Genomic DNA, 12,858 nt, shown 5'->3' with positions numbered 1-12,858 from the left:
TGGGGCGGCGCAGCCGGGTTGGGGCCGGGGCGGGCCGAGGTCTGGACGGGTTGAGGTCCGGACGGGCGGGCTGGGTTGGTGCCGGGACGGCGCGGGGCCGGACGGCGGGAGGCGTGGGGCGACTTGCCCTGAGCCGCCCCACCGTTCCGGCCTCCGCCCCACCGTCCCGGCCTCCACGCCTCGCTCAGCGGAGACGCGCCGGGCCCGGCTGCCAGGAGCAGGCCGGCCCAGGCCATATGCCCGAGCGCTCCCACGCTCCCGTGAACCCCCTAGTTCACGACATCTCGAGGCGCCCCGCCCGAGAGGAAGTCCGTCACGTTCTGGACGGCGGCCAGGGCGATGCGGACGAGGGTTTCGCGGGTGACGCCGCCGACGTGGGGGGACAGCACCACGTTCGGGGCGCGGAGCAGGCGCAGGGCCGGGGTAGGGGGTTCGGGATCGAAGACGTCGATGCCCGCCCCGGCCACGGCGCCCTTCTCCAGCGCGTCCGCGAGGGCGTCCTGGTCGATCAGGGCGCCGCGCGCGGTGTTGATCACGAACGTCGTCGGCTTGAGGAGCGCCAGCCGCTCGGCGTTCAGCAGGAGCCGGGTCTCGTCGGTGAGCGGGGTGTGCAGGGAGACGTAGTCGGAGGTGCGCAGCAGGTCGGCGAGCGGGACATGGCGGGCGCCGCCGAACTCGGCCTCCGTCTCCGGCGGCAGCCGTCGCCGTCCGGCGTAGACCACGCTCATGTCGAACGCGGCGGCGCGGCGCGCGACTTGCCGGCCGATCTGGCCCAGGCCCACGATCCCGAGCGTCTTGCCGGACAGTTCGGTCAGCGAGTGCTGGAGCCGGGGGAGTGCCCAGTCGGCCTCGACGAGCGCGGTGTGGGCGGGAACGATCTGCTTGGCCAGCGCGAGCATGAGGGCGAAGGTCTGCTCGGCCACGTTCTGCGCCTCGGCGCCGCTGGAGCCGATGTTGCACACCCGCACTCCGCGCTCGCGCGCCGCCTCCGCATCGACGTAGTCGAAGCCGTGGCTCGCGCACTGCACGAGCTCCAACTCCGGTGAGGCGGCGAGGTGTTCGCCCGTCACCGGGGCGAGGGCGGTGATGACGACGTGCGCCGAGCGCAGCGCGGCCGGGTCCTCGTCGGCCGCCTCGACGACGGTGACGTTCGCGCCGTCGGGGAAGAGCGTGGCCAGTCCGGCTCCGATGTCCCGCCCGCCCACGTGCGGCGAGATGACGGCGAGGACGTTCTTCGTGACGGTCATACGGTTTCCTCGATGAGGTCGGCGGGGCCGATCGTGGCGGGGGTGGCGTGCCCGGACAGGGCGAGGGTGAGGTCGAGTTCGGCCAGCAGGCAGCGGATGACGTGCTCGACGCCGGCCTGTCCGTCGAGGCCGAGCCCGTACACGTACGGCCGTCCGACGAGTACCGCCCGCGCGCCGAGCGCGAGGGCCTTGAAGATGTCGTCGCCGGTGCGCACGCCGCTGTCGAACAGCACGGTCAGCCGGTCGCCGACCGCCGCCACCACCCGGGGGAGAGCATCGGCCGCCCCGACGGAGCCGGCGACCTGGCGGCCGCCGTGGTTGGAGACGACGACGCCGTCCATCCCGGCGTCGGCCGCCGCGCGGGCGTCGTCCGGGTGCACCACGCCCTTCAGGACGATCGGGCCGTCCCAGTTCTCCCGCAGGAACGCCAGGTCCGGCCAGGTCTTCGCGGGGTCCGAGAACATGCCGACGAAGTGCATGACGGCCGCGTTCGGATCCTCGTGCACGGGCTTGGCCAGGCCCGCCTGGAAGGCCGGGTCGGAGAAGTAGTTGGCGGTGCCCACGCCATGCAGGAACGGCAGATACGCCTGGTCGAGGTCGCGCGGTCGCCAGGCCAGCATCGGCGTGTCCAGGGTGACGACCAGGGCGGTGAACCCGGCCGCCTTCGCCCGGTTCAGGAAACTCCGGGCCACCTCCGGGTCCTTCGGCCAGTACAGCTGGAACCAGCGTTCGGCGTCCCCCATCGCCTCCGCGACCTGCTCCATCGGGGTGCTGGACGCCGAGGACAGGGTGAACGGCACGCCCTGCGCGGCGGCTGCCCGCGCCGCCGCGCACTCGGCGTCCGGGTGCATGATCGACAGCACGCCGACCGGCGCCAGCGCCACCGGAGCGGGCAGGGTGCGGCCCAACACCTCCACGGACAGGTCCCGTTCGTGTACGTCCCGCAGCATGCGTGGCACTATCCGGCGGCGCCGCAGCGCCGCCCGGTTGGCGCGGGCGGTGCTGCCGTCGCCCGCGCTGCCCGCCACATAGCCGACGGGACCGGGACCGAGGCGCTGCTCGGTCAGCTCCTCCAGCCGGGTCAGATCGGTGGGCAGCCGGGGTACGACGCCCGTCATGCCGTTCAGATAGATCTCGTACTGGAAGTCCGCCCAGTGCTTGCCCATGCGTAGGCCTCGCCTCTCGTCACTGAGAATGCGCTGTACGCCGACCATACCGACCGGTAGGCGGGGGAGTGGATCAGGGGCTCGCCACCGACTCGTGCAGGATGCGTGCCAGTTCGCGCGGCTGGGAGAACATCGGCCAGTGGCCGGTGTCCAGGGTCACGAGTTCCCAGCGGTCGCTCTTGAGGAGTTCGGCTGCGGCGGGCATCGGCTCGTCGCCGTCGAGCAGGCACTTGATGTAGAGGCCCGGAAGCTCACTCAGCGGGCCGGGCATGACCGCCGGTTCGGTCAGCGTGGCGCCCGGGTGCGGGGTGGCGCCCACGATGCGGGCGATCTGCTCGTCCGTCAGGCCCTGGCCCGCGTAGTCGTCCGCTGCGAGCGGTGGCCAGACGCCGCCGTTGTCCTCGATCGCCGCCCGCACCTCGTCGCTCGGCCAGCCCGACAGGAACGACTCCCCGTCGACCGCGGCATTGGCGTCGACCAATACCACCTGCCTCAGCCGGTCCCCGATCCGCTCGGCCGCCTGCCCGACCGGCACCCCGGCATAGCTGTGCCCGACGAGGACGACGTCCCGCAGATCGAGGCACTCGACCTCCGCCACGATGTCCTGGACGTGGGTCTGCTGCCCGGCGGTGACACCTGCCTTCTCCGCGAGGCCGGACAGCGTCAGCGGATGGGCGTCGTGCCCGGCCGCGCGCAACTCGCCCGCCACCTCGTCCCACGCCCACGCACCGAGCCACGCCCCCGCCACCAACACGAAATGAGTCATGCCCGCAACGTAGTCGACGGGTCTGACAATGCCCCGTCGTCGCCTGGAGCACCCGGCCCCGTGATCGGCGGCACGGCAACCTCGACGGTACGGGCCAGTCGCGCACCCTCGGGGCCGTAGACCGCCCGCGGCTCGGGGAACAGCCGCAGCAGCGTCAGGAACAGGACGGCGGCGACGGCCAGGGACAACGGCAGGCTGATGTCCACCCCGTTCGCGAGATCACCCAGCGGTCCGACGAACTGGCCCGGGATGTTGGTGAACAGCACGCCCAGCAGCGCCGCCACCCACCACGCGGTCATGCCACGCCAGTTCCAGCCGTGCGCGAACCAGTAACGGCCGCCGCGCTGACGGCGGTTGAAGACCTGAAGGGCGTCGGGGTCGTACCAGCCGCGCCGGGTCCAGTAGCCCAGCATCATCACGACCATCCACGGCGTGGTGCAGGTGATGATCATGGTGGCGAAGGTCGAGATCGACTGCACCAGGTTCAGCCCGAACCGCCCGATGAAGATGAACGCGATCGACAACGCGCCGACGAGCAGCGTCGCCTGCACTCGCGAGAGGCGCGGGAACACCGAGGAGAAGTCGAGTCCGGTCCCGTACAGCGCGGTCGTGCCCGTCGCCATGCCGCCGATCAGCGCCAGGAGACACACCGGCAGGAAGTACCAGCCGGGCGAGATCGCCAGCAGGCCGCCCACGAAGTCGGGGGCGCCCGGGTCGACGTACTCAGGGACCTTCGTGGCGATGATGCTCGCCGTCGCCAGGCCGAACACGAACGGCAGCAGCGTCGCGATCTGCGACAGGAAGGCGGCGCCGATCACCTTGCGGCGCGGGGTGCTCGCAGGGATGTAGCGCGACCAGTCGCCGAGGAACGCCCCGAAGGAGACGGGGTTGGACAGCACGATCAGAGCCGCGCCGATGAAGGACGGCCAGAACAGCGACTGGGTCGCCGCATCCGCGGAGTCGGTGAAGACGCCCGTGTACGACGGGTCGAAGTCACCGGCGAACGCGACCACACCGAGCAGGAACAGCACGCTCGCTGCGGGCACGGCGACCTTGTTGACGAACAGCATGAAGCGGAACCCGTACACGCACACCGCGAGAACCAGCCCCGCGAACAGGGCGTACGCGACGACGTACGACAGGTCGCCGCGCGGCAGGCCGAAGAGCCGGTGCGCGCCGCCGACCAGGGCGTCACCCGAGCTCCACACCGAGATGGAGAAGAACGCGACGGCCGTCAGCAGGGACAGGAACGAGCCGACCACGCGGCCGTGCACACCGAGGTGCGCGGAGGACGAGACGGCGTTGTTGGTGCCGTTGACCGGTCCGAACACGGCCATGGGGCACAGGATCAGCGCACCCGCGACGACCCCGAGGAGCGTGGCAGCGAGGCCCTGCCAGAAGGAGAGGCCGAACAGGATCGGGAAGGCGCCGAGAACACAGGTGGAGAAGGTGTTGGCGCCGCCGAAGGCGAGCCGGAACAGGTCCAGCGGGGAGGCGCTGCGTTCGGCGTCGGGGATGCGGTCGACGCCGTGGGTCTCGACCTCCGTCAAGGAGGGGGCGGGGGAGGGGGGTTGGGCCGGTGAGGCCGCTGGGAACTGTGGGGACAAGGGAGGGCTCCAGCGTGGGCGGGGCGGTGGAGCGCGTTGTGGCGCGGCGGGGCCGACGGCCGGTGCCGGCCGCTGCCGCTGGGGTGTGCGGGCAGCGCGGATGCCGTCCTCTCGGGGGTCTGCAGACGGTAAGGCGGTCCGCCGGAGCCGCACCAGAGGACGGTTCATCCACCTTCGGTGCCGTGACTGGACGAAACCTCCATCAGTCGCCGTCCTCGGGTGCCTCCTCCGCGTCCGTGTCCGACGCGTCCGGCCCCTGTGCCCGCACCCGCTGGACGTTCTCCAGTGACTCACGCAGTTCGGTGAGCCAGTCGTCCGTGTGCCGCTGGACGAGGCGTACGCACCAGGCGAGGGCGTCGCTGCGGCTGCGGGCGACACCGCCGGCGATCAGGGTGTCGAGTACCTGGCGCTCGGGCTGACGGAGCCGCGTCATCACGGGGGCGGCGATGTGCGTGAACATGGCGCGCTCACCGTCGCACTCCACGCCCCAGGAAACCTTTCTGCGGAATCGGTGCTCCGCCTCGCGTGCCACCTCGATCCGGGTCTCCCGGGTGCGCTCCCGGAACTCCTGGATGCGGCCCTCCACGGCTGCCTCCCGCTCGGCTGCCGAGCCGCCCTCGGCCAGGTGAGGTGCGGGAATGCGGCCGATCACGGTGATCTCCTCGCGGTCGACCGTGACCTCGGTCAGCTCCTCGAAGAGGTCGTCGGGCAGGCGGCCGGCGAACCAGCCGCGCAGTTTCTCTCGTTGCTCGCTGGTAATCATGTAATCACGATTACTCGGTTCGACCGTGAACACAAGGGGCGCCGGGGCGTGTCAGCCGAGGGCTCAACCGGAATGTTTCAGGCCTATTAATGAGCGTGCGAGATCCGGCCACTCGGCGACTTGGAACGATCAAGAACCGCCAGGTTTCGGCGTTGGAACGTTCGAACTCCGTTACTTCACGCCACTGCTTCAATACGCAAGGTTACTGAAACTCGTGGTGTCGATGTGAGTTTCGGCGCCGGACTCGGCAGACTCCCGCTCGTCGCTTCGGCACCGATCGCGCCGAAGTCGTCACACCCTGTAACTCAAGCGGAAGGATGCACACAATGCGGAACACCGCGCGCTGGGCAGCGACCCTCGCTCTCACGGCCACCGCCGTCTGCGGACCCCTCACCGGATCCGCCCTGGCTGCCCCGGACCCTGCGCCCGCCTCCCTGTACGCCCCCTCGGCCCTGGTGCTCACCCTGGCCCACGGCGATGACGCCACCATGACGACGCCGGTGCGTGCCGTCACCCTGAGCTGCGCCCCGACCTCCTCCGGCACACATCCCGACGCCGCCTCGGCGTGCGGTGAGCTGCGCAGTGTGGGCGGGAACTTCGATGCCCTCGGGAGTAGAGACGGGGTGCTGTGTACCAAGCAGTACGACCCTGTGCTCGTCACGGTCGACGGGGTCTGGCAGGGCCAGCGTGTCTCCTATCAGCGCACCTTCGCGAACGAGTGCGTGAAGAGCTCCTACGGGACCAGCCTCTTCGCGTTCTAGGGGACCGGGATCGCACGGCCTCGTGCAGTTCGGCAGCGGCTCGCGGATGGGGAGTGTGAGCCTGCCGAAGGGGCCCCGGCGATCTCGCACCGGGGGTCGGCCGGGCGGAGTGGGGCCGCCCGGTCGGCACCTCGGATCTTTACCGAACGACCGACTTCCCGGGGGATACGGGTGACCGTCGCCGTGGGGGCATACGGATCACCCGTCTTCCCCGGGGACCCCCTCTTCGCCGGGGATCCCCGGCAACAGCGCAAACCGGTCCAGCAGGCCGGCGCCGCGCAACAGCCGCCGTATACGCGGCGCGTCGGATACGACCCGCAGGCGTCCGCCGCGGTACCTGGCGCGCGTTTCGGCCCGGCACAGGACTCGCAGTCCCGAGCAGTCGAAGAAGTCGACCCGCCGCAGATCGACCAGCACATCCGACTCCGGTCGCGCCGTCGCCTCGTCCAGGTGCTCGGTGACCAGCGCGGCCGTCGCCAGATCGATCTCGCCCGCCACCTCGACCACGGTGAACGGGCCGTGTCTGCGGGTGCGGGCATGGGTGTTCGCCGTGGGCGGCACGGACCGGGGCAAGCCCGCGGCCGGATCCTCGGTCGGATGGGAGGCGCGGTCGTCGGCGTCCGGCGTCATGTCCGCTCCACCTCGGCAAGGGGCGCACTGATCAGGGTAGTTACCCGGGGTCGAGGGTGAGCATCCCTACGGCACCGCGCGCAAGACGTGGTTCACTCGACGTGCTGAATTTCGTCCAAGACGGTTGACTTCGCGTGTGCGGGCTCAGCGCTCCCTGGTCCGATCGCGATGGCTGGTATCGCACCACGGGTAGCGGCGGCTGCGCCGGCAGGTGCACAGGGCCACGCGGAAGCGGTCGGAGGAGACGATCGTGCCGTCCTCCAGCTCCACCTCGACCGGGCCCTCCACCAGGAGAGGACCTTGGCGCTGGACCTTGATCCGGCGCGGCTCGTCAGACCGGGAGTTCGGCACGGACCACCACCAGCTCTTCCCTCTGATCCGGGGCGGACAGCAGGCCGTGCTGCCGCAGCCAGTCCTCCCGCGTGCGCAGCACCGGGCCGAACGGGACGACGCGACGCCGGGTCACGGAAGCCTTCAACCCTGCGTCGCGCAGATGCGACACGGTCCGCCCGGGGCAGCTGAGCGCCGAGTGCACCACCAGGAGGACCCCGCCCGGACGCAGCAGGGCGGGCGCCTCCAGGCAGATCCGGTCGAGGACGAGCCGCCCGTCCCGGCCCGCGTCCCACGCCCGCGCCGCACCGTGCGGCGCGCGGCCCGTGTCGGGTGCGGGGACATACGGCGGATTGGCCAGGATGAGGTCGAAGGACTGCCCGCGCACCGGCGTGAAGAGGTTGCCGTGCAGGATGCGGACATGGAGGCGGGCCATCCAGGCGTTCAGCTGCGCCGTGCAGACCGCCCGCCACGACACGTCCACCGCGGTCACCCGCGTGCCGCGCCGCGCCGCCTCGATCGCCAGCGCGCCCGAACCTGTCCCCACGTCGAGGACGTCCGCGCCGTCCGGCAGCGGTTCGTCGAGCAGGGCGTCGACGAGCAGATCAGTGTCTTCCTGAGGGGGGTACACACCCGGCGGCACCAGTGGCTTCACGACGCCCGGGTACCCCGGCATTCAGGAAATAAGGGAGATCCCGGACTGTTGGTGGTGATCGCGGAGCGACGATCGTCCCGCACGCCAGGCGCCGAGCAGCTGCTCGGCGAAGCGGTCCTCCAGGTAGCCGGTGACGTCTATGCCGAAGGCGACGTCGGGGGCGAGGTGCGGCTCCTCGGCGAGCAGACCTGCGATGACGTCCTGGCGCACGACCTGTTCGTGCACCGCGTCCGCCTCGACGTGCTCGTCGTAGAAGTGCTCGGCGGCGGGCCCGGCGCCCGTGCGGCGCATCGCCTCTGCCAGCCGCCGGGATGCCGGCGACGAGGTGATCTCGACGGCCGCGAAATGACCGACGAGCGCTCCGCGCAGTGCCCGGTGCAGTCCGAGCAGGGACATCAGGTTGACCGTGGCCAGGGCTTGTGCGGTCGCCTCGTCGACATACCGGCCGTACGTCGTGTCCAGGCCGAGGTCCGCCATCAGGTCGGCGAACAGGCGTGCGTGGATGCGGTCGGCGCGGCCGCCGCCGTACTCGTCGAACTCCACCGCCGCCATACCGGCCTTTGCCCTGCCCCACAGCCGGGGCAGCACCCAGGCGTGCGGGTCCGCCTCCTTGAGGTGGTACAGGGAGCGCTGGGCCACGTATTCGCGCACATGCCACAACTCGCCCTCGGCGCAGAGGTAGTGGCTGACGCCGGTGCCCTCGACGGGTTCGACGAGGAGGTCGGCCAGCGCGTCCTCGACGCTGTCGTGGGCGGCGGTGTCCGCGCGCAGGGCGGTCAGGAACCGGTGCTCCAGCGCGGCGCGGACACGCAGCAGCTCGGGGTCCCACTCGAGGTGCTCGGGCACACCGGCGAAACCGCGGTAGTGCAGCTCGTAGCAGAGGTAGAGGGCCAGCTGGAGATCGTCGCCGTAGACGTCCGCGCGCGCGACGTCCAGGCGCCGGGGCGGTGACCCGTCACCCCGCAGATACTCCTGCACGGCGGCGGAAACGCCGCCCCGCGCGGACGGCACCCGGGGCCCCTCGCCGCCGCCTGCCCTGTGGACGTCGTGTGCCATGGCCGCCGAGTACCCGTTGGGTGCAGGGCCACCCGTACGACCAGCCATCCTGTGACTGCTTGCTGCCGTCGGGCACGGGTGCCTGCGCCTCACTCGTCGCGTTCAGCTGGTCGCGGGTGCGATCCGTAGGGGCACCGGGTCGGCGCGGGCGTCCTCCTCCTCGAGGCGGGACACCTCCGCCCACCAGGACGCGCCGTCCTCGATGTGCCGCAGCATGATTCCCTCGCGGATCGCCCACGGGCAGACGGTGACCGTTCTGAGGCCGGTCAGCTTCATCGCCGTGTGCGCCACGACCGCGCCGGCCAGGCTCTGTTCGGCGCGTGGTGCGGAGATGCCGGGGAGCAGGGCGCGTTCGGTGGTGGGCAGCGCGGCCAGGCGGCCGACGGCCTCGCGCAGGGCGGAGCGCTCCAACCGCCGTTCCACGAACGGCCCGTGGCGTCCGGGTGCCGCCCCGCACAGGCGGCCGAGCTGCTGGAACGTGCGCGAGGTGACCGCCGCCGTGCGCGGTCCCTCCCAGCGGATCCGGGCCGCGACGTCCCGCAGTTGATGGCGGACCTTGCGGCGCAGAGCCCGTACCTGTGCCGCCGTCGGCGGGTCCTCGCCGGTGAAGAACTCATGGGTCAGCCGGGCCGCACCCAGCGGCAGTGATGCGACGAAGTCGGGCAACCGGCCGCGCCCGAAGGCCACTTCGAGTGAGCCGCCGCCGATGTCCAGCAGCGCGAGCGGCCCCGACCGCCAGCCCATCCACCGTCGCGCGCCGAGAAACGTGAGCTCGGCCTCCAGCTCGCCGGGCAGCGTGCACAGGCTCACCCCGGTCCGCGTCCGCACCGTACGCAGTACCTCCTGTCGGTTCGGGGAGGCACGCACCACGGCGGTCGCGAAGGCCAAGGGAGCGGTCGCGCCCCATCTGTGGGCAGTGCGCTGCGCCGCCGCGACGGCGTCGACCAACCGCTCGACGCACTCCTCGGGGATGGCCTCCCCGGGCCTGACCTGCTCCGACAGCCTCAGCCGCCACTTGGCGGTGTGCACCGGCAGCGGCACCCCGTCCGCCGCATCGGCCACGACCAGCCGCACCGTCTTCGACCCCACGTCCACCACACTGATTCGCATGAATGCGGAAGTACCCGTTTCCTCGTGCGGCCAACGGGATCAGCCACTGCGCGCCGTCGCCAATGACACAAGCGCCGCACTCCGGAGCCTGCATATTCCTTGACTGGAATATAACCGCCGAGGCATATTGGATCCATGGCCGACGCCTCGCTCTGGACCGCCCTCGCCGATCCGCACCGACGGGCCATCGTCGCGCTGCTCCTGGAGCGGCCCCGGCCCGTCGGCGAGATCGTGGAGGCATGCGGGCTGAGCCAGCCGAGCACCTCCAAGCACCTGAAGGTGCTGAGGGAGGCGGGCCTGGTGCAGGTCAGACAGGACGCGCAGCGCCGCGTCTACGCACTGGACCCCGCACCCATCGCCGAGCTCGACGCCTGGCTGGCCCCGTATCGAAGGCTGTGGAACACCAGCCTGGACAGGCTGGGCCGCCGCCTCGACGAGACATCGGTCGACCCCGAGGAACCCACCACGAAGGGCTGATCCACCATGACCGCCGACCTCACCGGCACCTATCTGACCCTGGACGACGGCCGCCCGGCCGTCCGCTTCAGCCGCACCTACGACCATCCCGTCGAGCGCGTCTGGCAGTTCGTGACCGACGCCGACGAACTCGCCCACTGGTTCCCCTCGCGCGCCGAGATCGAGCTGCGCCTCGGCGGCACCGTCACGTTCAGCGGCGACCCGAACATGCGGGACTCCACGGGCCGGGTGATCGCCGTCGACGCGCCCCGGCACCTGTCCTTCGAGTGGGCCGGCGACGAGGTCCACTTCGACCTGGTGGCTCTGGACGAGGGGCGCACCCGCTTCACGCTCACCAACGTCCTGGTCGCCGAGAACACCGCCGCCCGCAACGGCGCCGGCTGGGAGGTCTGCCTGGCCGCCCTCGACGCGCACGCGCGCGGGGAGCGTTTCGAGGGACCGCACGCCGGGGCCGGTGCGCCCTGGAAAGAGTTCTACGACGGCTATGTGGCCGCAGGTCTGCCCTCCGGCGCTCCGGTCCCGGGCCTGGACGCCTGAGCGCGATCAGCTCGTCGTGTTCGTCGTGGCAGGCGCGCAACTGCTCCCGGCGCTCGGGATTCTCAGCTCCGTGAGGTAGTCGTCCACGGCGTCCCGGGTGCAGTCGCTGCGGCCGTAGACACTGTGTCCGGCGCCTTCGTACGGCAGCAGGACGGTCGTCCCGCGGGTCTGGCGGTGCACGTTGGCCGCCCACGAGAAGTGGTTCGCCGGGTCGTGCCGCGCATGCAGCATGAGGATCCTGGGCGCGTCGGTGATGCGCAGGCGGTGCTGCGGGTTGTTCACCTCGTCGGGCCAGCCGATGCAGCCGGCCACCGCGGGATGCACGCGTGGTGTGCCGCGCATGTGCGGTGCGGCCCGCATCTCGGCCCGGGTCAGCCTGGCGTACTCCGGGTAGTCCTTCGCGCGCAAGCGCCAGTCCTGGCAGAAGACCGCGTAGAACGGTTCCGCTTCCGTCTGCTCGTCCGTTCCCTGCGGGGGCGAGGGCCGGACCTGCCGAGGCTGCACGGGTCGCTGCCGCTCGGGTGGCTCCTGCGCGTCGAGGCCTGCCACATAGGTGGCCAGTTCCTCCCGGTCCGGGCCGTAGAACATCCTGAAGACGTTGAACGTGATCTCGTGCGCGGTCAGGACCCGGTCCGGATGCTCCGGATCGCGGATTTCCCCCCGGTCCGCCCGGGCGAGCAGGCCGTCCCACACGGCCGTGACGTCACGGCCGTGCAGGGCGCAGGAGCCGGTGCGGTCGCACCACTTCACGAACTCCTGGAACGAGTCCTCGGCGGCGGCAGCGGAGGAGGCCAGGAACTCCCGGGCGCCGAGGCTGTGGTCGATGTTCGCGGTGAGCGCCATGGACCGGATCCGGTCGCCGTACTCCTCCGCGTACTGCTCGCCGATCAAGGTGCCATAGGAGTGGCCGAAGTAGTTGATCTTCTTCTCGCCGAGGGCCCCGCGCAGCGCGTCCATGTCCCGCACGACGCTCAAGGTGTCCGCGTGGTCGAAGAGCGGACCGGTGTGCCGCCGGCAGTCCTCGCGCAACGCGCGGTTGTGATCGGCGAGCCGATCGAACTCCGCCTGGTTGCGGGGGTAGACCGACGGCTGTCGGCGCAGCAGTTCGGTGGAGCACATCACCGGGTGGCTGCGGCCGACGCCCCGCGGGTCGAACCCGACGATGTCGAACCTCTCCTGGATGCCCGGACTGAAGTGGGACTTGGCGTCGTCCAGGGCGAAGTCCACACCCGAAGCGCCCGGTCCGCCCGGGTTGACCAGCAGCACGCCGACCCGGCGAGCCGGATCGGTGGCCTTGCGGCGGGCCACCGCGAGATCGAACGTCTCGCCCGACGGCCGGGCCCAGTCGACCGGCAGGCGCAAGGTGCCGCATTCCGCCGTGGCGTCCTCGGGACACGGTTTCCAGTCGATCGCCTGCTGCTTCGACGACCTTGTGCCGGGCGGGTCGGACGGCGCCGCCGCCGCGCTCGGCGTCGACGCTCCGGTGAGCGATCCGGCGAGTAATCCGGCGGCGAGCACTCCGGTGAGCCCTCTGATTCGTGGGTGCATGAAGTCCTTCCAAGGGTCCTGCGAACGGATCACGGGAATGCCCGCATGATCGAACGTGGCAGTGATCCACTCGGGGTCACAACCGTTCAGGACAGGAATCAGGGAAGGCACCGGGTCGTGGTCGGGGTCGTGTGGGGGAGATGCCTCAGGGGTTGTCGACCGAACCCCTGAGACCGACCCGGACTTGCTACGGCTCCGAGGACGT

At 71.1% G+C, this 12,858-nt stretch carries 14 protein-coding genes; 3 read left to right on the top strand and 11 right to left on the bottom strand.

Annotation, left to right across the window (positions count from 1 at the left end):
- Positions 1-269: 269 nt before the first annotated feature.
- From OHT51_RS04010 to OHT51_RS03990, 5 genes are all read right to left on the bottom strand, one after another.
- A complete protein-coding gene (locus OHT51_RS04010; RefSeq protein ID WP_328877476.1) occupies positions 270-1,247 on the bottom strand; it encodes a 2-hydroxyacid dehydrogenase in 978 nt (325 codons plus the stop codon).
- Positions 1,244-2,413: a lactate 2-monooxygenase gene (locus tag OHT51_RS04005; protein WP_328877475.1), complete on the bottom strand. Its 1,170-nt coding sequence runs from the start codon at positions 2,411-2,413 to the stop codon at positions 1,244-1,246. Before OHT51_RS04005 ends, OHT51_RS04010 begins: the two co-directional genes overlap by 4 nt.
- A gap of 73 nt (positions 2,414-2,486) precedes the next feature.
- Entirely contained in the window at positions 2,487-3,179 is a 693-nt protein-coding gene (locus OHT51_RS04000) for an alpha/beta fold hydrolase (protein WP_328877474.1), read from the bottom strand.
- Positions 3,176-4,786, bottom strand: a complete 1,611-nt coding sequence (locus OHT51_RS03995) for a purine-cytosine permease family protein (protein ID WP_328877473.1) — start codon at positions 4,784-4,786, stop codon at positions 3,176-3,178. The genes OHT51_RS04000 and OHT51_RS03995 overlap by 4 nt, the downstream gene beginning before the upstream one ends.
- A 202-nt stretch (positions 4,787-4,988) precedes the next feature.
- The gene (locus OHT51_RS03990; RefSeq protein ID WP_328877472.1) at positions 4,989-5,549 is read right to left on the bottom strand and encodes a hypothetical protein; all 561 of its coding nucleotides are present in this window, start codon (positions 5,547-5,549) and stop codon (positions 4,989-4,991) included.
- Positions 5,550-5,875: 326 nt separating this feature from the next.
- On the opposite strand from OHT51_RS03990, the gene OHT51_RS03985 reads away from it, so the two are divergent.
- Complete coding sequence (locus OHT51_RS03985; protein WP_328877471.1) at positions 5,876-6,310, top strand: protease inhibitor; 435 nt, start codon at positions 5,876-5,878, stop codon at positions 6,308-6,310.
- Positions 6,311-6,508: 198 nt separating this feature from the next.
- Here OHT51_RS03985 and OHT51_RS03980 read toward each other — a convergent pair whose 3' ends face one another.
- The 5 genes from OHT51_RS03980 to OHT51_RS03960 form a co-directional block, all read right to left on the bottom strand.
- Positions 6,509-6,940, bottom strand: a complete 432-nt coding sequence (locus OHT51_RS03980; RefSeq protein WP_328877470.1) for an STAS domain-containing protein — start codon at positions 6,938-6,940, stop codon at positions 6,509-6,511.
- A 144-nt stretch (positions 6,941-7,084) separates the two neighbouring features.
- The gene (locus OHT51_RS03975; RefSeq protein ID WP_328877469.1) at positions 7,085-7,291 is read right to left on the bottom strand and encodes a CDGSH iron-sulfur domain-containing protein; all 207 of its coding nucleotides are present in this window, start codon (positions 7,289-7,291) and stop codon (positions 7,085-7,087) included.
- Complete coding sequence (locus tag OHT51_RS03970) at positions 7,272-7,946, bottom strand: HemK2/MTQ2 family protein methyltransferase (protein ID WP_328877468.1); 675 nt, start codon at positions 7,944-7,946, stop codon at positions 7,272-7,274. Before OHT51_RS03970 ends, OHT51_RS03975 begins: the two co-directional genes overlap by 20 nt.
- Positions 7,947-8,981 (bottom strand): iron-containing redox enzyme family protein, encoded by a 1,035-nt coding sequence (locus OHT51_RS03965; RefSeq protein WP_328877467.1) that lies wholly within the window; start codon positions 8,979-8,981, stop codon positions 7,947-7,949.
- Positions 8,982-9,083: 102 nt separating this feature from the next.
- Positions 9,084-10,091: a Ppx/GppA phosphatase family protein gene (locus OHT51_RS03960; protein ID WP_328877466.1), complete on the bottom strand. Its 1,008-nt coding sequence runs from the start codon at positions 10,089-10,091 to the stop codon at positions 9,084-9,086.
- Positions 10,092-10,226: 135 nt separating this feature from the next.
- Here OHT51_RS03960 and OHT51_RS03955 point away from each other — a divergent pair, with 135 nt between their 5' ends.
- Entirely contained in the window at positions 10,227-10,568 is a 342-nt protein-coding gene (locus OHT51_RS03955; RefSeq protein ID WP_328877465.1) for an ArsR/SmtB family transcription factor, read from the top strand.
- Between the two features lie 6 nt (positions 10,569-10,574).
- Positions 10,575-11,105, top strand: a complete 531-nt coding sequence (locus tag OHT51_RS03950) for an SRPBCC family protein (RefSeq protein WP_328877464.1) — start codon at positions 10,575-10,577, stop codon at positions 11,103-11,105.
- A 6-nt stretch (positions 11,106-11,111) separates the two neighbouring features.
- Here the strand turns inward: OHT51_RS03950 and OHT51_RS03945 are convergent, their stop codons facing one another.
- Complete coding sequence (locus OHT51_RS03945; protein WP_328877463.1) at positions 11,112-12,653, bottom strand: alpha/beta fold hydrolase; 1,542 nt, start codon at positions 12,651-12,653, stop codon at positions 11,112-11,114.
- Positions 12,654-12,858 lie beyond the last annotated feature (205 nt).

Origin of the sequence: Streptomyces sp. NBC_00299, from assembly GCF_036173045.1 — a bacterium.
Classification (GTDB): domain Bacteria; phylum Actinomycetota; class Actinomycetes; order Streptomycetales; family Streptomycetaceae; genus Streptomyces; species Streptomyces machairae.
The sequence above is the reverse complement of the archived record's forward strand: the minus strand, read 5'-3'. Positions and strand labels throughout refer to the sequence as shown.